This is a genomic window from Flavobacterium sp. 1 (assembly GCF_002797935.1).
Classification (GTDB): domain Bacteria; phylum Bacteroidota; class Bacteroidia; order Flavobacteriales; family Flavobacteriaceae; genus Flavobacterium.
In genome coordinates this window covers 1,562,191-1,586,808 of record NZ_PGER01000001.1, presented here as the reverse complement: position 1 = coordinate 1,586,808, position 24,618 = coordinate 1,562,191, and the positions used below count along the sequence as shown (strand labels likewise).

At 32.8% G+C, this 24,618-nt stretch carries 15 protein-coding genes and 1 tRNA gene; 9 read left to right on the top strand and 7 right to left on the bottom strand.

The features are described 5' to 3' along the window. Nucleotides 1-56: 56 nt before the first annotated feature. From CLU83_RS06480 to CLU83_RS06455, 6 genes are all read left to right on the top strand, one after another. Nucleotides 57-2,417 (top strand): right-handed parallel beta-helix repeat-containing protein, encoded by a 2,361-nt coding sequence (locus CLU83_RS06480; RefSeq protein WP_232726998.1) that lies wholly within the window; start codon nt 57-59, stop codon nt 2,415-2,417. A gap of 123 nt (nt 2,418-2,540) precedes the next feature. Further along, entirely contained in the window at nt 2,541-3,431 is an 891-nt protein-coding gene (locus tag CLU83_RS06475) for a helix-turn-helix transcriptional regulator (RefSeq protein ID WP_100430848.1), read from the top strand. 83 nt (nt 3,432-3,514) lie between these two features. Beyond that, entirely contained in the window at nt 3,515-4,669 is a 1,155-nt protein-coding gene (locus CLU83_RS06470; RefSeq protein ID WP_232726997.1) for a hypothetical protein, read from the top strand. Nucleotides 4,670-5,222: 553 nt separating this feature from the next. Continuing rightward, nucleotides 5,223-6,359 (top strand): glycoside hydrolase family 5 protein, encoded by a 1,137-nt coding sequence (locus CLU83_RS06465; RefSeq protein WP_100430847.1) that lies wholly within the window; start codon nt 5,223-5,225, stop codon nt 6,357-6,359. A 32-nt stretch (nt 6,360-6,391) separates the two neighbouring features. Further along, nucleotides 6,392-6,664 carry a hypothetical protein gene (locus tag CLU83_RS06460; RefSeq protein WP_369828796.1) on the top strand — a complete coding sequence of 91 codons (273 nt, stop codon included), beginning with the start codon at nt 6,392-6,394 and terminating at the stop codon, nt 6,662-6,664. Between the two features lie 18 nt (nt 6,665-6,682). Next, nucleotides 6,683-8,371, top strand: a complete 1,689-nt coding sequence (locus tag CLU83_RS06455) for a sodium/solute symporter (protein ID WP_100430846.1) — start codon at nt 6,683-6,685, stop codon at nt 8,369-8,371. Nucleotides 8,372-8,507: 136 nt separating this feature from the next. Here CLU83_RS06455 and CLU83_RS06450 read toward each other — a convergent pair whose 3' ends face one another. The 5 genes from CLU83_RS06450 to CLU83_RS06430 form a co-directional block, all read right to left on the bottom strand. Beyond that, on the bottom strand, nt 8,508-12,530 hold the full coding sequence (locus CLU83_RS06450) for a hybrid sensor histidine kinase/response regulator transcription factor (RefSeq protein WP_100430845.1): 4,023 nt from the start codon (nt 12,528-12,530) through the stop codon (nt 8,508-8,510). A gap of 125 nt (nt 12,531-12,655) precedes the next feature. Continuing rightward, entirely contained in the window at nt 12,656-14,749 is a 2,094-nt protein-coding gene (locus CLU83_RS06445; protein ID WP_100430844.1) for a beta-galactosidase, read from the bottom strand. A gap of 146 nt (nt 14,750-14,895) precedes the next feature. Next, nucleotides 14,896-17,763 carry a TIM-barrel domain-containing protein gene (locus tag CLU83_RS06440; RefSeq protein WP_100433640.1) on the bottom strand — a complete coding sequence of 956 codons (2,868 nt, stop codon included), beginning with the start codon at nt 17,761-17,763 and terminating at the stop codon, nt 14,896-14,898. Nucleotides 17,764-18,304: 541 nt separating this feature from the next. After that, nucleotides 18,305-18,640, bottom strand: coding sequence for an Arm DNA-binding domain-containing protein (locus CLU83_RS06435; RefSeq protein WP_100430843.1), 336 nt, complete (start codon nt 18,638-18,640; stop codon nt 18,305-18,307). 292 nt (nt 18,641-18,932) lie between these two features. Continuing rightward, a tRNA-Pro gene (locus CLU83_RS06430) sits at nt 18,933-19,006 on the bottom strand. A 492-nt stretch (nt 19,007-19,498) separates the two neighbouring features. Here CLU83_RS06430 and CLU83_RS06425 point away from each other — a divergent pair. Continuing rightward, nucleotides 19,499-20,986: an aminotransferase class V-fold PLP-dependent enzyme gene (locus tag CLU83_RS06425; RefSeq protein WP_100433639.1), complete on the top strand. Its 1,488-nt coding sequence runs from the start codon at nt 19,499-19,501 to the stop codon at nt 20,984-20,986. A gap of 69 nt (nt 20,987-21,055) precedes the next feature. On the opposite strand, the gene CLU83_RS06420 is transcribed toward CLU83_RS06425, so the two are convergent. Both CLU83_RS06420 and CLU83_RS06415 read right to left on the bottom strand, forming a co-directional pair. Further along, the gene (locus CLU83_RS06420; protein ID WP_100430842.1) at nt 21,056-21,934 is read right to left on the bottom strand and encodes a lysophospholipid acyltransferase family protein; all 879 of its coding nucleotides are present in this window, start codon (nt 21,932-21,934) and stop codon (nt 21,056-21,058) included. Between the two features lie 96 nt (nt 21,935-22,030). Then, entirely contained in the window at nt 22,031-22,900 is an 870-nt protein-coding gene (locus tag CLU83_RS06415; RefSeq protein WP_100430841.1) for a lysophospholipid acyltransferase family protein, read from the bottom strand. 194 nt (nt 22,901-23,094) lie between these two features. Between CLU83_RS06415 and CLU83_RS06410 the strand changes: the two genes are divergently transcribed. Both CLU83_RS06410 and CLU83_RS06405 read left to right on the top strand, forming a co-directional pair. Beyond that, nucleotides 23,095-23,733 carry a rhomboid family intramembrane serine protease gene (locus CLU83_RS06410; RefSeq protein ID WP_100430840.1) on the top strand — a complete coding sequence of 213 codons (639 nt, stop codon included), beginning with the start codon at nt 23,095-23,097 and terminating at the stop codon, nt 23,731-23,733. A gap of 23 nt (nt 23,734-23,756) precedes the next feature. Next, on the top strand, nt 23,757-24,446 hold the full coding sequence (locus CLU83_RS06405) for an SIMPL domain-containing protein (protein ID WP_100430839.1): 690 nt from the start codon (nt 23,757-23,759) through the stop codon (nt 24,444-24,446). Nucleotides 24,447-24,618: the final 172 nt, after the last annotated feature.

The window sequence follows — 24,618 nt, the reverse complement described above, 5'->3', positions numbered from 1 at the left end:
TGGACGTGAACTGATCACTCGTGAGTGGAAGTTTTTAAAAATATATACAGAATAAGATGAATAAAACTCAAACAATAATTATAACATTAATTCTTTTGTATTCAAAAGCTTTGTTTGCACAGACCAGTTTTTATGTTGCTCCTAAAGGAAATGACACTAGTCAAGGAACAAAAACAAAACCATTTGCTACAATAAGTAAAGCAGTATCTGTAGCACGTAAAATCTCAGGAAGCGTTGATATTTACCTAATAGGAGGAACTTATTATTTAGATCAGCCTATTGTATTTACATCTGAGGATTCCCGAAAAGAAAATGAAAAACTCACTATTAAAAGTTTTGATAATCAAAAAGTAACTATCAGCGGCAGCGAGGTTTTGAATTTGAAATGGATAGCAAATAAAAATGGAATATGGCAGGCAAAAGTAACGCAGGATCTCATTTTTGACCAACTGTTTGTGAATGGGAAATTGCAACGAATGGCCCGATATCCAAATTATGACCCAACGGCTCAATATTATGAAGGATTTGCAGCTGATGCAGTATCAAAAGAAAGAGCCAGTCTGTGGAAATCGCCTGAAGGAGGCTATGTACACGCCCTGCATTCTTCACTGTGGGGAGATTATCATTACCTCATTACAGGAAAAGATAAAAATGGAGAATTAACTCTTGAAGGAGGTTGGCAAAACAACAGGCAAATGGGAATGCACAACAAATATCGTTTTGTCGAAAATGTTTTTGAAGAATTGGATACTGTCAATGAGTGGTTTTTTGACAAAAAAACCAAAACATTATATTACTGCCCTCCAAAAAACCTGAATATGAAAAAGGCAAAGTTTGAAACACCGCAAATAGCCCATCTGTTTGAATTCAGGGGATCAGAAATCAAGCCAGTAAAAAACATTAGTATTGAAGGAGTAGCATTGACGCAAACCCTGCGCACCTTTATGGATAATAAAGAACCATTGTTGCGAAGCGACTGGACTATTTATCGAGGAGGTGCTGTATTTTATGATGGTACTGTAAATTGTTCTCTCAAAAATAGTACACTTACTAATCTTGGCGGGAATGCCGTTTTTTTTAATAATTATAATCGCAATTGTGAGGTGTCAGGATGCCTGATCTCAGAAATAGGTGCCAGCGCATTTTGTTTTGTAGGTGATTCAGGTGCAGTACGTTCTCCAAGCTTTCAATATTATCAATATGTACCGTTAGATAAAATGGATCGTACTCCAGGGCCAAAAACAAACAATTATCCGGCAGAATGTAAGGTGTATGATAATTTGATGTTTGATTTAGGAACAGTAGAAAAACAGTCGGCAGGAATACAGCTGTCCATGTGCCAAAATATAACAGTAAGCCACAATACCATTTATGATATTCCAAGAGCCGGGGTAAATGTAAATGAAGGAACCTGGGGCGGTCATATCATAGAATACAATGATATTTTTAACACTGTAAAAGAAACCGGAGATCATGGCTCGTTCAATTCATGGGGGAGAGACCGGTACTGGCATCCAGATAAAAAAGTGATGGATTCGATTGTTGAAAACAATTATGATTTGGCTCTGGCCGATGTGGTGGAACCAATTGTTATCCAAAATAACCGCATGCGTTGCGACCATGGCTGGGATATCGATTTGGATGATGGTTCCAGTAATTACATTATTCGTAATAATTTATGCTTAAATGGAGGCATTAAGTTACGGGAAGGTGTGAATAGAATGGTTGAAAATAATATTTTGGTCAACAATACTTTTCATCCGCACGTGTGGTTTAAAAATAGTAATGATGTGTTTAAACATAATATTGTTTTCAAAGGATATGCACCAATTCACATTGATGTTTGGGGAAAAGAAACAGATTATAATGTTTTTCCAGATTTAGCATCTCTGAAAGAAGCTAAGGCAAGAGGAACAGATCAACATTCTGTATATGGAGGTTTTGATTTTGTGAATCCTGAAGAAGGTGATTTTAGACTAAAAGAAGGTTCCATAGCTTTTTCAGTGGGGTTTAAAAATTTCGATATGAATAGTTTTGGCGTTGTTTCGCCGGGATTAAAAGCTTTGGCTAAAAAAGTTAACATTCCTAAAATCGATGTTTTTAAAAAGAGTAATGATGATGTGGTAATAGATTTCCTGGGAGCAAAGGTAAAGAACCTGACAACTTTGGGTGAACAGTCGGCAACAGGAATGAACGATATACTGGGAGTGTTGGTATTGGAAGTAGTTGTCGGATCGGACGCATCTAAGTTCTTGCAAGTCAACGATGTGATTCTGGCGTTCAATTCACGAAAAACCAATAATCTTGACGATTTGCTTGAAGCCAGGAAGTCGGTTAACGGGGATAAAACAGAAGTGGTTATTTTCCGAAATCAGAAAGAAGTTAAGAAATGGGTTGAATTGAAGAATAAAAAATGAATCAATGCACGATTGTGACACAAAATTGGATACATCAGGACAGTTTTTTACAATAGTAACAAGTAGTTTTATAAGTTTATTTTTTATAATCAAGAAATAAAGAAAGTATTATCTTTTTCTAAAATGATAAAGCAGCACAAAATAAAGTCCAATATTAAAAAATATACATTCAAAGAAGGACTTCCTCAAGAGTTTGAAATTGTTGGAATAGCTGATTTATACAAAGAGTTTGAAGACACTTTGACAACTCCACACAGGACAGGTTTTTATCATATTATTTGGTTTCAAAAAGGCTATCCAACACATTTAGTCGACTTTAATCCTGTAAAAATAGAACCAAATACATTGTTATTTCTTAACAAGGACATAGTTCAACGCTTTGATAGTAAAAATAATTATGATGGCAAGGTAATTTTATTTACAGATAGTTTTTTTTGCAAGACAGAAAACGATATCAAATTTTTACGGAACAGTATTTTGTTCAATGATTTCTTTTCAATTTCACAAATTCAAGTACAAAAGCAATCCAAATTATTTACTGATTTGCTAGAGCAAATGACAGATGAGTTGCAAAATGTCAAAGATACTTTCCAAGCTGACATTTTACAAAATCTACTACAAAATTTCCTGTTATATTCTGAAAGAGAAAGACGGAAACAAAATTTTACTGAAATTAAACAAGATGCTGATTTTGATTATGTAATGTTATTTAAACAGCTTTTAGAAACAGGATACAAAAATCAAAAAAAAGTAAATTATTATGCTAAAGAAATTAGTATTACTGAAAAGCGTTTAAATCTTGCAACTACAAAAGTTTTAGGTAAAACACCTAAAGAAATAATTAACGACAGAATAATGCTAGAAGCCAAAAGAATATTGGCACACACAACTGAAAGTGTTAAAGAAATTACTTTTAATTTAGGATTCGAAGAACCTACAAACTTTATTAAGTACTTTAAAAAACATTGTTTTACTACACCTGTCGAATTTAGAGAAAAAAACACTTTGCCGTAAAAGTATCATTCAAAGGCAGATTTCTACCTTTTCCGTTTTTATAGTTCGCTGTATTTTTGCTGTGAAATTAAAAACACATTAAAATGAAAAATCTAATTATAGCCACGGTAATTTCAATTCTTGGATTATCTACAGTTTATGCACAAAAGAAAAGTAAAACGGAAAACAAGATCAAGGTTATTGGAAATAAATTCAAAGCTGATTTTGGAGCTTATGCCTTTGAATTAAATTTTGAAAGTGAAACAAAATTAACTTGGAAAGCATTAACCAATGCTGGATTTGGTGCATCTGAAACAGTGACTATTACCAAAACAGAGATACGTCCCAACGTATATATGGTGTATTGGAAAGAAAAATCAGGAACAACAGTTACTCATGTAGAAGATTTTGAAAAAGGAATTGTTTATACCAATATCACATCTCCGGATCACACATTTTTAAACTTAAAAGGAAAATTAACATTAATAAAAAACAGTAAAATGGACAATAAACAAAAAGTAGTAAGCCTACTAAAATCAATTGAAACAGGTGCAACAGAACCCGTTGGATACATTAATGCAAACAAATATGTTCAACACAATTTAGGTGTTGCTGATGGACTAGCAGGATTTGGTGCTTTGTTACAATCTCTACCACCTAATTCAGCAAAAGTGAATACTGTTCGTGCTTTTCAAGATGGAGATTTTGTTTTCACACATACAGACTATAATTTCTTTGGACCAAAAATTGGTTTTGACATCTTCCGTTTTGAAGATGGTAAAATTGTAGAGCATTGGGACAACTTGCAAGAAACTGCAAAACCAAACCCAAGCGGACACACAATGATTGACGGCACAACAGAACTGAAAGATCTTGACAAAACAGAAGCGAACAAAATACTTGTAAGAAGTTTTGTTGACGACATTTTAGTAAACGGTAAAATGGAAAAACTTGCAGGGTATTTTGACGGAGACAATTATATTCAACACAATCCAAATATTCCTGATTTACTTTCAGGACTTGGTGCAACTCTTGAAGCACTGGGTAAGCAAGGTATCTTTTTGAAATACGATAAAATTCATAGAGTACTTGGAGAAGGAAATTTTGTATTGGTGGTAAGCGAAGGACACTTTGGAAAAGACTATAATGTTTTTTATGACTTGTTCCGGGTGGAGAACGGAAAAATTGCGGAACATTGGGATACAATTGAGCCAATGACACCAAAAGAAAACTGGAAAAATAACAACGGAAAATTCTAGACAAACTTTTTTATATAGAAAAAGCCCTGACTGCAAAAACGGTGAGGGCTTTTTGCATTTAGATGCACAACTAAACAGACGAAAGAAAAACATCTGCAAACCGTTGGCGAATTTAAGATGGTTTATAAAAGAAAGTAAAGTATTTGCTAGGAGAGCAAATAAAATGATTAAAAAACAAAAAAGCATATAGCAATAATTACTCTTTTTAACTTTCTATGCTGTGCATAATGTTAGTTCACTTTAAGTAAATGAAACGAATTTAAAAACAGTAGAAATAAACTAATTCACTATAAACTTCGATTCCAAAGCTAAAAAAGGGGCAAATAACACATTTAAGCCTGATATGTAATACATTTTAAAGCCTTTTAAATATTTAATAAAAGTTAGTTTTACATTCCCTTAAAATGATTGTTTCATGATAATAATAAGTTTATAAATCGACCTGAATTAAAGACAGAAGCAGTATAATTTAATAGGTTTTAATTAGATAAATAATCATCATCGCAAAAGGGGAATATCATATTATGAAAACTAGCCAAATAAATATTTTAAAATGAGAAAATCAATCAAATCAATCAAATCAATAATCATTGTTACCGGGCTTTTAATGTCTGCAAATGTGTGGTCTCAGTTGCCAAAAGCACAGGAAATCGCTAAAAGGATGCATGTTGGGTGGAACTTAGGCAATACACTCGAAGCAACGTGCGATGAAAATGCCTGGGGAGCAGGAAAGACATCACAAAAATTAATAGATTCTGTTAAGGCAGCCGGATTCAATACAGTGCGAATTCCGGTATCCTGGTTTTGCCATTCTGATACAATTTCGAATAAAATAAATAAAAAGTGGATAGCACGTGTAAAAGAAGTAGTTGATTATTGTATTAAAGACGATCTCTATGTAATTATTAATATGCACTGGGACAAAGGTTGGTTAGAAAACAGAATTAATGCAGCCAATCAGAAAGAGGTAAACAAAAGACAATATATTTATTGGACCCAAATAGCAAAATACTTTAAAAATTATGACAAACACCTGCTTTTCGCAGGGGCAAATGAACCTAATGCCGCTAATGCTGCACAACTCGATATCCTAATATCTTATTATCAGACTTTTGTAGATGCTGTTCGTGCAACAGGGGGCAATAATGCTTCCAGAACAATCATTGTTCAGGGGCCGGAAACAAATATCGAGAAAACGCTCGATTTAATGAACAGTTTACCTAAAGATAAAATTAAAGAGCGTATGATGGTTGAAGTGCATTATTATACTCCTTTTCAATTTTGTCTGATGGAAAAAGAGGCATCCTGGGGCAAGCCATTTTACTATTGGGGTAAAGACAATCATTCTAAAACTGATGTGGAACATAATTCTGCCTGGGGAGAAGAAGCAATGGTTGATAAACTTTTTGGCGACTTGAGAACAAAATATGTTGACAAGGGAATCCCTGTAATACTAGGTGAATTTGGGGCCTATAAACGTAAACTTAGTGCTCCTTCAGATCAGGTACTTAACGAAAGATCTGTGGAATTCTTTGGTAAATATGTTGTAAAATCGGCACTTGAAAACGGAATTATACCTTATTATTGGGATACTCCCAATAACTTATTTAATCGTGATTCAGGACAAGTATTGGATAGAGGAGTTTTAAAAGCGATGATGGAAGGAGCCAAAGAGGCAAAGAAAAAATAATATCCAGGTAATCAAAAGATGTAACAGTATTAATTTTAATTAGCAATAATGGATGGCAGTTTCAAACCCAAAGCAATGTATTAAAAGGACATGTATTTTTGAAGATAAAAAATATAAATAATAATGTTGACCTATATTATAGCCTAAATGGTAAAGACTGGCTCAAAATTGAAAATTCATTAGAAATATCAGGCTTTCATCACAATGCTTTTGGAGGTTTTCTGGGGGTTCGTATCGGACTTTGTTCTATGGGAGAAGGTTCTGTCAAATTTAAAAATTTCAAATACACACCAATAACTAACTAATAACTAAAAACAAATAACATGAATTCATTACAATTATATGATTACCTGGTTTTTTTATTCTATTTTTTCCTGGTTGCAGGTTACGGATTTTATATCCATAATCGAAAGAAAAAAGCAAGTATTTCAGCTTCTCACGATTATTTTCTTGCTGAAGGTTCTTTAACATGGTGGGCAATCGGAACATCATTAATAGCTTCAAATATTTCTTCGGAACAGTTTATAGCTATGTCCGGAAACGGTTTCAAAATGGGATTAGCAATTGCCACATATGAATGGATGGCTGCATTGACATTAATTATCGTAGCCGTCTTTTTTATTCCTGTTTATTTAAAGAACAAGATTTATACTATGCCACAATTTTTAAGTGAGCGCTATAATGGAAATGTTGCCATGATTATGGCTGTATTTTGGTTGTTACTTTATGTAATCGTTAATTTGACTTCCATACTTTATTTAGGGGCATTGGCCATAAATGGGATTTCAGGAATCAATATCGATTTATGTATGTATGCTTTAGCTATTTTTGCCATTATTATTGCCTTAGGAGGAATGAAAGTTATTGGATACACCGATGTTATTCAGGTTGTTTTCTTAATATTTGGTGGTTTAGTAACTACTTATTTAGCTTTAGATAAGGTTGCTGACTTAAATGGACAGCATGGGATAGTTCAGGGATTCAACTATATGATGAATCAATCCGGGGATCATTTTCATATGATTTTCAAGAAGGATAATGCCAATTTTCCCAGTTTACCGGGATTAACGGTTTTGTTGGGAGGAATGTGGATTGTAAACCTAAATTATTGGGGTTGTAACCAATACATTACTCAAAGAGCTTTAGGAGCCGATTTAAAAACAGCCCGAAGCGGAATCTTGTTTGCTGCTTTCTTAAAACTATTGATGCCTGTGATTGTGGTATTACCAGGAATTGCTGCTTTTGTCATTCACATGAAAGGTGGTTTGCAAACCGAAATGCTTGGAACTGACGGAGTGTTAAATCCTGATAGAGCCTATCCTGTATTATTGAACTTATTGCCAACGGGATTAAAAGGTTTGTCATTTGCAGCCTTAACAGCAGCTGTGGTTGCATCATTGGCAGGAAAAGTAAATAGTATCTCTACTATTTTTACGCTTGATATTTTTAAGAAAAAAATTCAGCCTGAAGCCACCGAAAAGAGAATGGTGCAAGTAGGTAAAATGACAGTTGTAGTTTCTATGCTTATTGCCGTGATAATAGCCCCTTTCTTAGGTATTGACAAAAAAGGAGGTTTTGAATTTATTCAAGAGTATACCGGATTTGTAAGTCCAGGGATTTTTGCTATGTTTATTTTAGGTTTCTTCTGGAAAAAAACGAGCTCTAATGCAGCCATGTTTGCTACAATTGGAGGTTTTATTTTATCAGTAATATTCAAATTCCTGCCAAATTTTATGAATTTAGAATTCTTGAGCAGTACAGGATTTGCCACATTGGTAGAACAAAAAGACATGACATTCGCTTATGAAATTCCTTTTTTAGACCGAATGGGATTTGTATTTGTAATATGTGTTTTGTTGATGATTGCAATTAGCTTATTTGATGCCAAGAGACAAGTCAATGTAAAGGGATTAGAAGTCGATTCAAAAATGTTTAAAGTCAATAATGGTTTTTTAGCAGGCAGCCTCATTATAATAGGAGTGTTAGTTGCTTTGTATTCAATATTTTGGTAGATTTTATTAAAGAAATAACGCTTTAAACGTTTAAAGTAATAGCCAAAAAGAGGGTCTTTTGTATTCCAAATTAATTTTGAATAATACAAAAAGCCCTCTTTTTTAATGGTAAACATCTATAATTTTTTGGATTCAGTTAGAGTTTTTTATAAGCTTTTGAGTATTCAGATGGTGATAAGCCAAACTCTTCGCGAAAGTATTTAGAAAATCTTTTCGGAGAACTGAAACCTACTTCATGTGCTATTTGAGAAATCTGTAATTGACTTTTTTCAAGAAGCTGGCGTCCTCGCTTTAATCGGATTGTACGAATAAATTCAGCCGGCCCTTTACCTGTAATTATTATTAATTTTTTATATAAATGTCCTCGGCTCAGACCTAAATCTTCTCCCAGGATTTCAACTGAAAATTTAAGGTCGCCTATATTATTTTCTACTATCTTTATTGCTTTTTCTATCAACTTTTCATCTAAAGATGTAATGGTAATTTCACTGGGATTAACATCGATTTTTTGGCTAAATACTCTATGGCTCTTTTTTGTCCATTCAATAAATTTCTGAATACGCAGTCTAAGAAGATTAAAGTGAAATGGTTTAGTAATGTAATCATCTGCACCTAATTCTAATCCTTCTATCTGATGTTCTTCTGCCGTACGTGCGGTTAATAAAATAACCGGGATATGAGACCAATGAATATTTGTTTTCACTTGTTTGCAAAGCTCAATTCCATCCATAACCGGCATCATAACATCGCTTACGATGATTGTTACATCATATTCGTTTAATTGTTCTATAGCTTCTTGTCCATTATTAGCTGTTATTACAGAATATTCATCCTCAAGGTTATCAGCCATGAAATCACAAAAATCTTTATTGTCATCTACAAATAGCAATATTGGCTTACTGTGAATAATTTCTTTTCTTTCAATATTTTCTACATTATCATAACTGGATTGTATATCTGTAAGAGTGCTCTCTGCTTTATCTATTTCTCTAATCGGAATTTTAAAAGTAAATATGCATCCATTTGGTATATTATCCTTTATCGTAATAGTCCCGCCATGCAGATTTACATATTCATTTGCAATATGTAAGCCAATTCCGCTGCCAGTTTCATCTTGTCTTTGCGGAGCTTGATAAAATCGTTCAAAAACACGTGTTTTATCTTCATCATTTATCCCTGAACCTGTATCTGAAACACTTACACAAACATCACCTTCCTGTTTACTTATATGTATGTTAATATTTCCGCCATCAGGTGTAAATTTAAACGCATTAGAAAGCAGGTTGATAAGTGTTTTCTGTATTTTATCTTTATCAAACTGCATTAATAAGTTTTCTAATTCACTGCTTAAAGATAAGTTAATACTGCGTTCATCTGCATAAACACTAAAAGACGCATGAATATCCCTGATGAAATTTACAAAATTTCCTGATTTTAAATTTAATGTATCTATCCCAACATCCAATTTGCGAAAATCCAGCAGCGAATTTATTAATGAAAGCAGTTGATTGGCATTTTTATACATGATACTCAGCTTTTTTCTCATGCTTTCTTCCATTGTGCCACTTAGCAAAACCTGAAGAGGTGTAGTAATTAGTGTTAATGGAGTACGCAAATCATGACTTATATTTGTAAAGAACTTCAGTTTCATCTCATTTATTTGCCATTCTTTCTCACGATCCATTTTTATTCGATGCTCTTCTATTTTTAGCAGATTACGAACTTTTGATTTATGACTAAAATATAAGAGGATCACAATACTTATTATTCCATAAATACTAAATGCCCAAACAGATAAATAAAAAGGAGGCGTTACACTTATAGAGAGTACAGTAGCATTATTTCTCCATACACCATCACTATTAGATGCTTTTATTAAAAGTTTGTAATCGCCGGGAGGAAGAGCAGATAATATTATTTTATTTTCCTGAATTGGAATCCATTCTGTATCAAATCCTTCAATTTTATAAATGTATTTCACCTTATCAGCATTAAGTAAATCGGCTGTTGTAAATTTTAAGGTGATGAGTTTATCATCATGTCTGAAGGTTAGTCCCGAAGTTAATTCCGTTGAATGTTTAAGTAATTTATGACCATTATAAATTGAATCGACTTCAATGTTTTGATTACCGACGCTTAATCCGGCAAAAACAATTTTTGCTATTGGTCGATTCTTTTCAACTAATTTATTTGGATTAAGAATTGTATATCCATCTATGTTTCCAAGTAAAATATCTCCATTTCTTAACTTAATTATTGAATGTCTATTAAAATAATTATCCATAAAACCATCTTTAATAGAGTAATTTTTACTTGTTATGACAAGTTTGTCGTTCACATCACGTTTAACAGTTAATATGGAGAGTCCATTACTTGTCGTCACCCAAATATTATTCCGATCATCTTCCAGAATGCCTTTGGTAGAATTATCACATAAGCCATTTGACTTGTTAAAGGAGTAAATAGTATCTTTCTTTTGATCCCATATATCCAGGCCGTTACCATGAGCGAGCCATAAAATATCGCGTTTATCTTTATATACACTTGATATTTGAAGTTGCTTAAATTTTTGATTTCCCTTCTTATTTCCATAATACATTACATTTTTATTATTTGTAATATCAATTACAGAAAGTCCATAGCTCGTCCCGACAAAGATTTCGTCTCCTCCATCATAAAACATATCCAGTGCATATACATCTTCTTTAAAAGGGGATCGTAAAAAATCAAAATTTGTTGCTTCAGCAGGTAATAATTGAATTTTCCCCCCCAACGTTCCAATCCATATATTCCCATACCGGTCATCTACTAAGCTCCAAATATTGTTATTGCTTAATTTACTATTTTCTTTTGTATACTGAATCATTTTACCTTTTTGATAACAGAACAACCCTTTCTTAAACGTCCCTATCCAAATAAGACCTTTACGGTCTTCTATTATAGACATTATTGAAGTATTTGAAATTGGAAGTTTTACGATGTTTTCTGATTGCTTTTCTTTCAAAAACAATCCTTTTCCATCAGTTCCAAGCCAAAGATTTTCCCTGTTATCTTCCATTATTGCACTAATATCTGAACATTCGGGGTATTTAAAATTCATGAAATTTTTAAAACTTTCATTGTAAAATGAAAGCCCTTTTTTACTGTGGCCAATCCAAATAGTTTCATTGTTATCACGGTATAAACAATTTATGTTATCGGAAACTAATGAATTATCTTTCCATGAATCATGAACGATATTTGTCATTAAATTTCTGGTTTTGTCATAAATGAACAGTCCGTTATGGTCTGTACCAATCCAAACCTCTCCAGGACTATTTTCAACAATACTTGTAATAGAATTACTCTCAATGTTTACCTGAGATTTTAACGCCAGTGTTTTCCATTCCTGAGTTTGTTTATTCTTATACGAAATCTGATTTGAATAATTTGAATATACCCATAATTCGTTGTCACTGTCAAGAAAAATTTTAAGAAAAATTTCGCCCGGAAAATTAGCTGTATTTTTATTAATTGAATCGGGTAATTTTATTAAGGTAAAGTTGCCCGACTTACTGTTTAATTGCCAGCATTTACCAGACCGTTGAACAATATAATACAAAGATTCTCCATCATCGGTTATATTAATTAAAGTGGGGTCCTTTATGGGATCCTTTAGATTGAAAACGGATGTGTGTTGTTTCTTAACATTGTAGAGAAATATTTTTTTATTGTTTATAACCCATAAATTTCGTTTTTTGTCAACATAAATCTTATAATTTTGATCAGTCTGTATGTGTAATTTTTTTAAAAATAATTTTATGTCTGAAATAAAACAATCCTTATCTCTCCAATATACCATATAAGTATATCTGAAGTCTACCCAAATATTTCCCAGACCATCTTCCTGTAATCCATAAATATCGTTTGATACCAATGTATTAGGCTTTCCTGGATTCGTCGTATAAACTTTGAATCCATATCCGTCGTATCTGTTTAAACCTCCTTCAGTTCCAATCCAAAGAAATCCGTAATTGTCTCTTAATATTGCTTTTACATTGGTGCTGGGGAGCCCTTCATTCGTGTTCAAATGATGAAAAATATAATTTGACTGCGCAACAGTATTTTGGAATGAGGTAATCCAAATAAATGCAAGAATATATAACTGTATTTTTTTCATCTTATAATAAGTTTATAATATGTATGAAAGAGCATTTTAGCTTCGCAACATTCTTAATTTATATTAAAAATAATTTTTTGTTATTCAACTTTTATTTTAACCACAAAAAACTTTTTTATCAATTTCTAATCCAATTCTTGCCACACTGTTACTCCTCCGGGTTGTACTGTTTTAGTTCCTATTAATATCTTTGCTTTAGCAGATATGTTTTTTAGTTCGTAATTATCAGAAGAATAGTTTACTGCTACCCAAAAACCATCATGCCATTTTACATACACGCCTTCAGGATAATTTTCGGTTGTTATATTCGCCTGATCATATACTTTTCTCAAGACATCTTTCTCAAGTTGGGAATCGTCTGTATCAACACCAATATAAGTGACGGTTCCTTTTTCTATTTTATTAGTAACAACTGCAGCTTTCCCTGCATAAAATTGATTGGTATAGGTTGCTAATACATTTTCGGACTTGTTAGCAGTAATCAAATCTGCCCAATTGTTCCAATTATAATCTTTATTAAAACCTTTTATAGTTCCTTTAGCATAAGGCAATAAATGATCAAAGTCATCAATACTGGCATCAATTAAAGGATAAATAGATTGTCCCCAGCCTCCAACAAATAAATGGCCATTTCGATCTTTAACCCCTGTGCGTACAGTTAATACCAAATTTCCGCCTTTTTTTACATAATTAGTCCATTTCGTAATAAGTTTGTTGTCAACCAATTCAAAAGCCGGGGCAATGACAACAGCATACTGGTCTAAGTCATCATTCTCATAAGCTATATTTACAGGGGCTCCAAACGATTTTACTATTTCTAAATATTTTTGAAAAAATTGCAAAGTATTCCACTGACTTGTTTGCCCCTGACGCCCCATGCTCCATAAATTATCATAATTCCATAATAAAGCAGTTGTACGCGCCTTGATTTCTTTTGGAACTTTTGCATTAGGTTTGTAAGCATCACGCAATAATTTCATTTCGCTAATAGTTTGTTTATAATCTTTTCCCCCTTGAGATAAGGTAACTCCATCTAATTTGGTAATGCCGCTGTGGTATTGTTCTGCACCATAATTAATTTGTCTGTATCGATATGAGCAGGCAAATGACATATCTTCTGCAAAACAATGAAATAGCCACATACGTACTGCTCCGGGCTGCAACAATGGATTTACATTTCCCCAATTTACAAATCCTGGCTGAAGTTCCATAATTCCGGAAATTTTAGTATCAGGTTTGAAAAAGCTCAAAGCAAATGAAAGTTCTTTAGGATCTCCCAGTCGAAATCCTTTGTCCCCTATATTTGCATTTCCTTTATTTAGATAACTGGTAAAAGAATCAAAATCTAATTCTTTCGTTCTTCTGGGATCGGCAAAAGGCGTTGTGGCGGTATAGTTAGTAGTAATAAATTGATTTTTAGAAATTAAAGGTCTAAGAATGTTCGCCTGATAATCTAAAAACTCTGCCTGTGTATCGGCAGTATACCGTTTAAAATCCAATAAAGCGTGTGGATTAGTTCCCCACCATCCTACATGATTTGCATTGTGAATCTTAATTTGACTGAAATCGCTATAAGTTTGACTCCAAAATTGGGCTCCCCAAGCATTATTAAGTGCACTTATGGTTTTGTATTTATTTTCTAACCATTTTCTAAAGGCTTCTTGAGAAGAAGGGCTATAATCTTCCTTTGCTTCGGGTTCATTGTCTAATTGCCAGCCTATTACGTTAGGGTTTTTACCATAGCGCTCGCCTAATTTTGCAATTATTTTTTTAGAAAAACTTCTCCAAACCGGATTACTTAATGATTGTTGTGCTCTGGTTCCATGTTCTGCACGCTGATAATCAGACCCCATTGCATAAATTTCCGGATATTTAATTCCCAACCAAACCGGCGAAATAGCCGTGGGTGTACCTAAAATAACTTTCAATTTATATTTAGCTGCCAGGGTAATAACCTCATCCAGCCATTCGAATTTATAAACGCCTTCTTGAGGTTCCATATCTATCCATGCAAATTCAGCGATGTGGATAAATTCAAAACCAATCTTTGAAATATTACTGATATCCCGTTCCCAGTCATTTTTATTCCAATGCTCTGGATAATAATAAATTCCCATGGACATTAGATTTTCCTTCGGAAAGAAACGATGAGAATCTTGAGCCTTAACAACTATAGTTAATAAGACAAACAAAAGCGATATATAAATTTTATTTTTCATGTGTTTTTTTACTGATACTATGATTAAGAATTAATTACCCTGAAGGATTAATTTTTAATCGTGGATGCTAATTTATTTTATATAAAAAGAATCTTAATTAGTTTACTTTATTTTCATTTCAATTATTTTGCTTTATGTTTTTTTGTCTATTTTAATGTAACGGTTTGTTGGTGGCCATCATAATTGACAACTTGCCCCTGAGCATCATATACAAAAGCTTTACGGTTTTCTTTACTTATAGCTATAATAACAAATTTTCGGTTTTTTAACATTCCTTTAAATTCTCCTTTACGCTCGCCAATAGTCAAGACACTATTTGTTTCATTATAACTGATTGGAATGCTGGAATGGAATCCTTTTTCATAATTATAATTCACACCTTCGTCCTCATATAAATTAAAACTTCCGTTCTTGCCTTTATATACATACAGAAGAATAGTATCTGCTGGTTTTTCATCGGTATATTGTATTTCAGGTCCAACAGGGATAATGGCTCCTTCAGGAATAAATAGTGGAATGCGGCCGTATGGTGCGTCTACGGATAAAGTTTGACCTCCCTTAATATAATCCCCTGTATTAAAATCATACCAATTAGTTCCGGCAGGAAAATATACATCTCTTTTACGGATGCCATAATTATATACGGGGCAGACCATAAAATTAGGACCAAACATAAATTGATCATTACTATTGACCACTTTTTTATCATTAGAAAAATCCATAATTAAAGGACGCATAATCGTATAATCGTCAAAATGAGTCATCCCTGCCATGGTATAGATATATGGCATTAATCTATAACGTAAATTGTCATAAAACAAAATAGACTCATAAGCCGGATGCCCTTTCGGGGCTATATTCCAGGGTTCACGATAAGGAAATTGTCCGTGCGATCTGTATAATGGTGCAAATACACCAAATTGATGCCAACGTGTATTCAATTCTCTCCATTCTTTGTTGTCTGAATTTTCTATTCCGTTTTTATCATATTCATTTTGAGCAGCTACATAACGATCTTCGACACAGAATCCGCCAATATCCATAGTCCAATATGGAATACCACTAATTGCAAAGTTTAAACCTGCCGAAATTTGTGCTTTCAAATCTTCCCAGCGTGTTGCAATATCACCACTCCATGTTGCTGTTGAATAACGTTGTAATCCTGCAAAACCTGATCTGGTTAATAAAAATACCCGCTTATTTGGTTCTACACTGCGTTGTCCATCATAAATGGCTTCAGCATTCATTAAAGCATAGGTATTGAAATATTCTGTCGCCGAGCCTAAAGCGGTTGGTCCTTGCAATGACTTACGGTAATCCATATCTGTACAATCCAGTACATTTGGCTCACTGGCATCCATCCACCATGCATCAACTCCCGTCGGGTATAAATTTTCATAAATTTGTTTCCAAAATAGTTTTCTTGCACCACCTGAATAAGCGTCATAAAAAGAACCTACATAGCCAGGGCCAACCCAGTCACGAACATTATCTTTTATGGCTTGTTGGTACATCCATCCTTTTTGGTCAAATTCTTTGAAATGTTCGGTAGTTTTATAAAATTTAGGCCATACCGAAATCATCATTTTACCATTCATCGCGTGGATAGAATCTACCATCCCTTTTGGATCAGGAAAACGTTTTGGATCAAATTTATGGCTTCCCCAAGAATCTTCTTCCCAGTAATTCCAATCCAATACAATATTATCAATAGGAATTTTACGCTCTCTAAATTCTTTTAAATTGCTTAGAATTTCGTCTTGAGTTTTATATCGTTCACGACTTTGCCAATAACCCATTGCCCATTTTGGCATGATTTGAGCTTTTCCGGTCAAAGTACGGTATCCTTTAACTATTTGATCCATAGAATTGCCATGAACAAAATAATAATCTATTTTTTTATTCATTTCGCTCCACCAAACCTGATTACTTTTTTCTTCAGTTAGTTGAGGGGTTCTTACTCTTAATCCGCAGTAAGATGTACCTCCATTTGGTTTCCATTCTATTCGTAAAGAAACTCGTTTTCCGGCTTCTAAATTCATTGAAAACTTGTAGCTATTAGGATTCCAGGCTGTTCTCCAGCGTTCAGGAACTACTAATTGATTATTCAAATACACTTTAACATAACCTGAATAATACAAAGTAAATTTGTATTCTCCATTTTGTGGTGCTTCAATATCACCTTCATAAGTAACGTTAGCATTTTTTAAAGGAAAATTTTCCGGTAAGTTTTTAAAACTTTTGACATCTTCAAAGAAAATAGATCCTTCTTTTCGAATCAGATTTATTTTACCATTATCTGGCGTGTTATAAGTCCCTGTTAAACTATTAGCTTCACCGTTTTTATCATATAATTTAAAAACGGTATTTAATTGTTCATAGGGACGGCTGTCCCCAAAACGGCTTAATGAATAACTATCCCATAAAAGACCATAGTTTTTATTGGAAATAATAAATGGTACAGAAACTTTAGTATTGTATTGAAATAATTCCTCGCTTTTATCTTTGTAATTAAAGTCGTCTGATTGATGTTGCCCTAAGCCATAAAAAGCTTCATCTTTTGGTGATTCAAAAATTTGGCGAACTGTATATCCTTTAGTCCCTTCAACTTCCACCGGACTGAATGTTTTACCACCACCGGCTCTTTCTGACAAAATAAGTTTTCCGTTTTTATCTTTAAACTTAACACCACCATCTTTTGGGGAAATCATTACATTTAAAGTTTCGGTAGCTAATTTAATAGAATCTTTTTCATTAGAAACTTTAAAAGAAACATTGTCAATATGAGGAACAATAATTAAACTGGAATCTTTTGGAAATTCATTTTCTGGTGTTGCAGACACATGAATCAAATCATTTCCTAAAACCTGTAAACGTAATTTGCTCAATTGGTACTCTTTAGCATGTATTATGTTTACAATAATGCCATCATCCGTCTTCTTGTAATGTTTAGTAGCACAAGATGCTAATACCAATCCAGTGATTAAGCTTAAACATATTTTATTTCCTTTCATAGGTGATATTTTTTTATTGGTCATATCTAATTTGCATATCTTCATTGGTATTTGCGACCAATTTTCTTTTGCGATTATTTCATATAATTTATTTCGAAACTCTGAGTATCATTTAGCTTGTTTTATATCAATATTGATTATGTCAAAAAAACAGTATTAATAATTTTTTCTTAATTTAAGAATATATGGAAACAGTAAAAAGAAGGGCATAGTTCCTAAATATAAATTCTTTCATCTTTTTACTAAAATATTATAAGTTTGAAAATTGAATTCTTTATTGATTAACAGATTATCTCTATTTGTCATAATCTTTTCAATAAGAAACAGAATACTGCGGTGTAAAAGTATCAATTAAGAAAAAATTAAAGTGGCTGGAAATGTATTCAATATTGGACCTGAATGTGTTATTTTTAATATATATCTAAAATAGTGCTTAAATATTATGAATCTAGCCATTGAACAAAAGTAGTATGGCTCATTCAGGACTCGATAAATTTTATTTGCAGTATTAAATTTTAGAACTAGTATTTTATTCTGGATTTTAGAAAAATAATTTTACTCTCGGAATAATTTTTCCCAGTACATAGTTAATGATCTTTTCAGAGGTTACCAGTTTTCCGCTGTACATAATCTCTGTTTTGTATTCATTGACTTTTAAAATCAGTGAATCAAGAAAAAAGTTTAGGGATCTGGCATCTTCTTTTGTACAGATTGCTCTTTCGGTTTTCTGATCCCAGCGGGTGCTGTCCCATTTCCGTTTGGTGGATGTTTCCTTTGGAATTCCGTCTACTGTTATCCTAAGATAAACCGATCTAATTTTACTTCCTTTGTGGGGGCTTTTTAGAAAAAAATCCAACCCAAAGCTGCTTTCTAACATAATTCAACTTTTTAGATTAATAAATGTAGAATTATAGCGTCAAATAAACAAGTCGTTAACCTCCTTAGCCCCTGTATTCATAGGTGTTTAAGTACTATTTTGTGGCAATTTTTTTCACCTCTTAGTTTTGCCACGATTTTGTCACAAAACTTTTGAGTGTTTTTATAAAGATTGAAAAGTGCTGTAAATGAAAAAAACCTGCGAATCCTCGGATTTGCAGGTTTTACCACGTTTTTTGCGGGTTTTTTAAAAGATTGAAAAAGCTGCCTTTTTACTTCTTTTTACCCTTTTGACGGGATGACTGGATTCGAACCAGCGACCCCTAGCACCCCATGCTAGTACGCTGCCAGACTGCACTACATCCCGATTTTTCGATTGCAAATATATTTTTTTGTTGAAAATAATGAAAATTCTAAAACTCTTTTTTTCTAAAAAATAACTGAATTATTGTTTTTTTGGAGCAGAAAGATTTGGTATTTTCAGCAAGCATCGTCCCGCTATCCGTTACACACGAGCGATAACGAACTGACAAAGTAATCTCCCGTGCCTCTCGTCTTTTGGGATGAGACAACACAGGAGGATTTTCACTTCTCTCGGGGCTAAATGGAAATATTGTACTTCTTTACTGCTATTTTTATTTGAATTTTAAACCTAAAATTTTAAGCTTTTTTTTAATCTATAGATTAAATAGATAATTTATTTAAAGGCTGATTTTTTAAATATTTGTCAAAAAATTTAAGAGTACAAAAGGTAATTTGAGAATAATTATTGTTTGCGGTGGTAAAATTTGTAAAAACGTAAACAATGAAATTTAAATTTAATCAAAAATTAATATATTTGAATCCAAATTTAAATACAATGTCCACAACAAAAGCCCCTGCATCATTAGAACAGTATTTTCAGCAATTTAGAAATAATATTATAGGAATTGATCAAGAGTTTGATTCCCCTTATGGTCAACAAAAAATTATCTATACAGATTGGACAGCAAGCGGCCGTTTGTATCGTCCCATCGAAGAAAAATTAATGAACGATTTTGGACCTTTTGTTGCTAATACACATACTGAAACAACAGTTTCTGGAACAGCAATGACTAAGTCTTATCATCAAGCGCGCCATATTATTAAGCACCATGTAAATGCAGATTCTAATGATGTTTTAATAACCGATGGAACTGGAATGACTGGCGTTGTAAATAAATTTCAGCGCATATTAGGATTAAAAGTTCCTGAAAATCTAACGGAATATTTCAATATTCCAGCCGAAAAAAAACCAATTGTATTTATTTCGCACATGGAGCATCATTCTAATCAAACTTCATGGTTGGAAACTATTGCCGATGTTGAAGTTATTCCATCATGTGACGAGGGACTTTTTAGTCTTGACAATCTTGTTTCTTTATTAGAAAAATATAAGGATAGAGCCTATAAAATTGCTTCGATAACTTCCTGTTCGAATGTGACAGGAATTAAAACGCCATACCATGAAGCAGCAAAGCTTATGCATGAATACAATGGTGTTTGTTTTGTGGATTTTGCCTGTTCAGGTCCTTACGTAAAAATCGATATGCATCCCGAAGATTCAGAATCGTATTTGGATGCCATTTTCTTTTCTCCGCATAAATTTTTGGGAGGCCCGGGTACTTCAGGAGTTTTGGTTTTTAATAAAAAATTATACCACAATATGATTCCGGATTGTCCAGGCGGAGGAACCGTTTCTTGGACAAATCCATGGGGTGAGCATAAATACATTGACAATATTGAAGATAGGGAAGACGGCGGTACTCCTGGCTTTCTGCAGGTTATTAAAACAGCTTTGGCAATTCAATTGAAGGAGCAAATGGGAATTGATAATATTCTTAATCGCGAACACGAAATTGTTGAATATGTATTTGATGCATTGGGAAGTATTCCAAATATAAAGATCCTTGCTGGACAGCATCACAATCGTTTGGGAGTAATTTCATTTTTTATCGAAGATTTACACTTTAATTTGGGTGTAAAATTATTGAATGATAAATTTGGTATTCAAACCCGTGGAGGATGCAGTTGTGCTGGAACTTACGGGCATTTTTTATTGCATGTGGATCAAGAAGCTTCAAATAAATTAATTGATGAAATTAGTTTGGGAGATTTAATCAGAAAGCCGGGCTGGATCAGAATGTCAATACATCCAACTACAACCACTGCCGAAATTGAATATGTGTGCAAGAGCATAAAATCCTTAGCAGAAAATCATAAAAGCTGGTCATTAGACTACGATTATAACAAAGAAACTAATGAGTTTGTTCATAAAGATGCACTGGCATTGGAAGATACATTAGTGCAGAATTGGTTTTCTTTATAAGTTATTGAGATTCTAAGAGACTGAGAAGCTAAGAGTTTTTTATTATGCCAAATTTCTAAATCTGAAATTTTAGACACTTTCTCTCTTGTATTTCCATCTTTTGTGTGTCCACAAATAATATTCAGGAGCTTCATAGATTTGTTTTTCTAAAAGTTTTAAATATTGATCAGTGAGTTCAAAGTTTGGAACTTCCTTTGGATTGTCCGAGAGGAGTTCAAGAGTTGCTTCATAATGACCTCGCGATATTTTTTTAGTATTCAGATAAATTAAATTCATATTGTATCTTTTCGATAGCATTTCTGCACCAACATGAACAGGTACTTCAATTCCCATAAACTTTGACCAATGCACTGCTGCTTTGGCTTTAGGGGATTGGTCACTGGCAAAACCATACAAAGACAAAACATTATTCTTATTATTATTAATTATTGTCGGTACGGTTTGTTTTGTAGTAATTAATTTGGCATTGAACCTAGAACGGATTTTATGCACTAATTTGTCAAAATATGGATTTTTTAATTGTTTATAAATTCCATAGGCTGTAAAGTCAGAATAATAGTTCATGGATATAATCCATTCATAACTAGCATAATGAGAACATATAATAGCAACGCTTTTTCCTTGTTTTTCTATCTCTTTATACATGTCAATGTTTTTAAAAACAAATCTCTTGCATATTTCCTCTTCAGAAATATTCATTGTTTTTATCATTTCCAGAAACATATCACACATATGGTGATAGAATTTTTTTTCAATGACTAAGCGCTCATTGTCGGATAATTTTGGAAGTGCCAAAGCTAGATTTTCACGAACTGTTTTTTTACGATATCCAATAATTCTGTAAACAAAGAAATAAACAATATCAGAAAATAAATATAGTAATGGAAAAGGAAGCATCGATATGCTCCAAATTAGAGGATAGGCTAATAAATATATGAAGTATTGCATGTAGTCTGAATTTATGCAAATATAAATAAATAATATTTTTCTTTATATTCTTTCAAAATTTAGAATCGCTAAGTATTCAACAATTATTACAAAATGTTATCTTTTGTGTTTCCATCTTTTATGAGTCCATAAATAGTATTCTGGAGTTTCATAAATTTGCTGTTCTACAAGTTTTAAGAACTGGTCTGTAATTTCGTAGTTTGGGACTTTTTTTGCATTTTCAGAAAGAACTTCCATAGTAGCCTCATAATAACCGCGTTTTACTTTTTTTGTTCTAAGAAAAATAATATTCATGTCATATTTTTTCGAAAGCATTTCGGCTCCGGTATGAACAGGAACCTCAATTCCCATGAATTTCGCCCAATGGTAGGCGCAGTTTTCTTTTGGAGATTGATCACTGGCAAATCCATAAACTGATAATGTTTTGTTTCTGCAATTATTTGAGATGATAGGAATTGTTTCTTTCGTAGTTATTAAGTGTGCATTAAACCTTGAACGAATAGTATGTATTAATTTATCAAAGTAAGGATTTTTTATTTGCTTATAAATTCCAAAGCTTTTAAATGTTGTAAAATAATTCATCGACATAACCCATTCATAACTGGCATAATGAGCGCACATGATAGCAATGCTTTTTTGTTTCTTTTCTAAATCTGCATAGACTTCAAAATTTTTGAAAACATATCTTTTGCAGATTTCTTCTTTGGAAATATTCATTGTTTTTATCATTTCCAGAAACATATCACACAAATGATGGTAAAATTTCTTTTCAATAATCAATCGTTCTTTATTTGATAAATGTGGCAAAGCCAAAGAGAGATTTTCACGAACTGTTTTTTTTCTGTAACCAATAATTTGGTATAAAACTATATAAACAAAATCTGAAAAAAGATACAATAACGGAAAGGGGAGCATTGAAATACACCATAAAAAAGGGTAAACAATTAGATAAACAAGGTATTTCATTCTATTAATTTCGTCAAATATAGGGTATTAATTTACGTTTAGATGTTCTTTAATGTTTATTTAATCATTTAGTTATATATTGATGTTAAATCCTTTTTAAAAATAAGAATTACCTTTAATTCCTTGCTGATAGTGGCATTTGCCAAGTAAATAATAGTTAGCTTTACAGCAAATTTTTAAAAACGTATTTATTTATGAATAGCATTTTGATTGCAATTATTGTTGCTAATGTATTAATCAGTTATAAAGGATTTAATGATTTTTCTTTTTTTAGAAAATATGAATTCCATGTAGGAAGTATACGCGCAGGAGAACAAATCAGAATGGTTTCATCTGGATTTCTGCATGCTGATATGGGGCATTTATTATTTAATATGCTGACGCTTTATTTTTTCGCGCCAGTGGTTTTTAGTTTCTTAGGAACATTTTCATTTCTTATGGTTTATTTTGGAAGCTTAATCTTTGGGAGTTTACTGACTATGGCATTCCATAAAGATGATTATGGCTATAGAGCGGTTGGCGCTTCGGGTGCAGTAACAGGTATACTGTACTCAGCTATTTTACTGCAGCCGGATATGATGTTGGGGCTTTATTTTATTATTCCTATTCCAGCCTATTTATTCGGAATTTTATATTTATTGTATTCAATCTATGGGATGAGAGCCAAAAATGATAACATAGGTCATACAGCTCATTTTGGAGGGGCAATAGGAGGGTATCTGATTACACTTTTAAGAAATCCTGAATTAATACAAGAACATACCTTAATGACCGTTCTATTAGCAATTCCTATTGTTATTTTATTTGGAATGGCAAAAATGGGTAAACTATAAATATTAATTTAATTATAAAAAGTATGAAAAAATCAATTGCAATCTTAGTCTGTTTTTTTACTGTGCTGACTTATAGCCAAGAAGTAAAACTAATTCCTCAAATAAATGTTTCAGGTGAAGGGAAAATAAAAGCAGTGCCAGATCAAGTTACTATCTCTGCTACAGTAGAGACAAAAGGTACAAATGCCAAAGATGTAAAAAAGCAAAATGATCAGCAAATGGAGGCAGTTTTGAAGTTAGTCAAAAATATGAATTTACCGTCAGCAGATTATAAAACAAAAAGAGTTTCTCTGAATCCGCAGTATGATTATGAGAAAAAGAAGCATACCTATAATGCGGTACAGACTATTGAAATTTTATTGAGAGATCTAGCAAAATATGATGAATTGATGGAAGGATTGGTTGATCAAGGAATTAATCGAATTGACAATGTTACTTTTCAATCGTCAAAGCTAGCGCAGCATCAAGCGGACGCCCGCAAACTGGCTATGAAAGACGCCAAAATGAAGGCGGAGGATTATGTGTCTGTTTTAGGGCAAAAAGTTGGCGTAGCAATAACTATTACTGATAATACGCAAATCTACTATCCTCAACCAGTGTATGCAATGAAATCGATGGCAATGGAAGCTGACAGTGCCTCACCAAGACAAACAATGGCTGCAGGGGAAATTGAGATTACTGCCAATGTGAGTGTCAGTTTTAAATTAGAATAAGTTTTAAATAATCTTAGAAATTCAAAATCCTGTCTCATTAATTATAAAATGAGATGGGATTTTTTTGTGAATAAAGCAAAAAAAAACACTTCAATTGCTTGAAACGTTTTTTGTGGAGAGAGCAGGATTCGAACTATACTAATTTGCTTTAATAATTCCGAATTTAAAATTT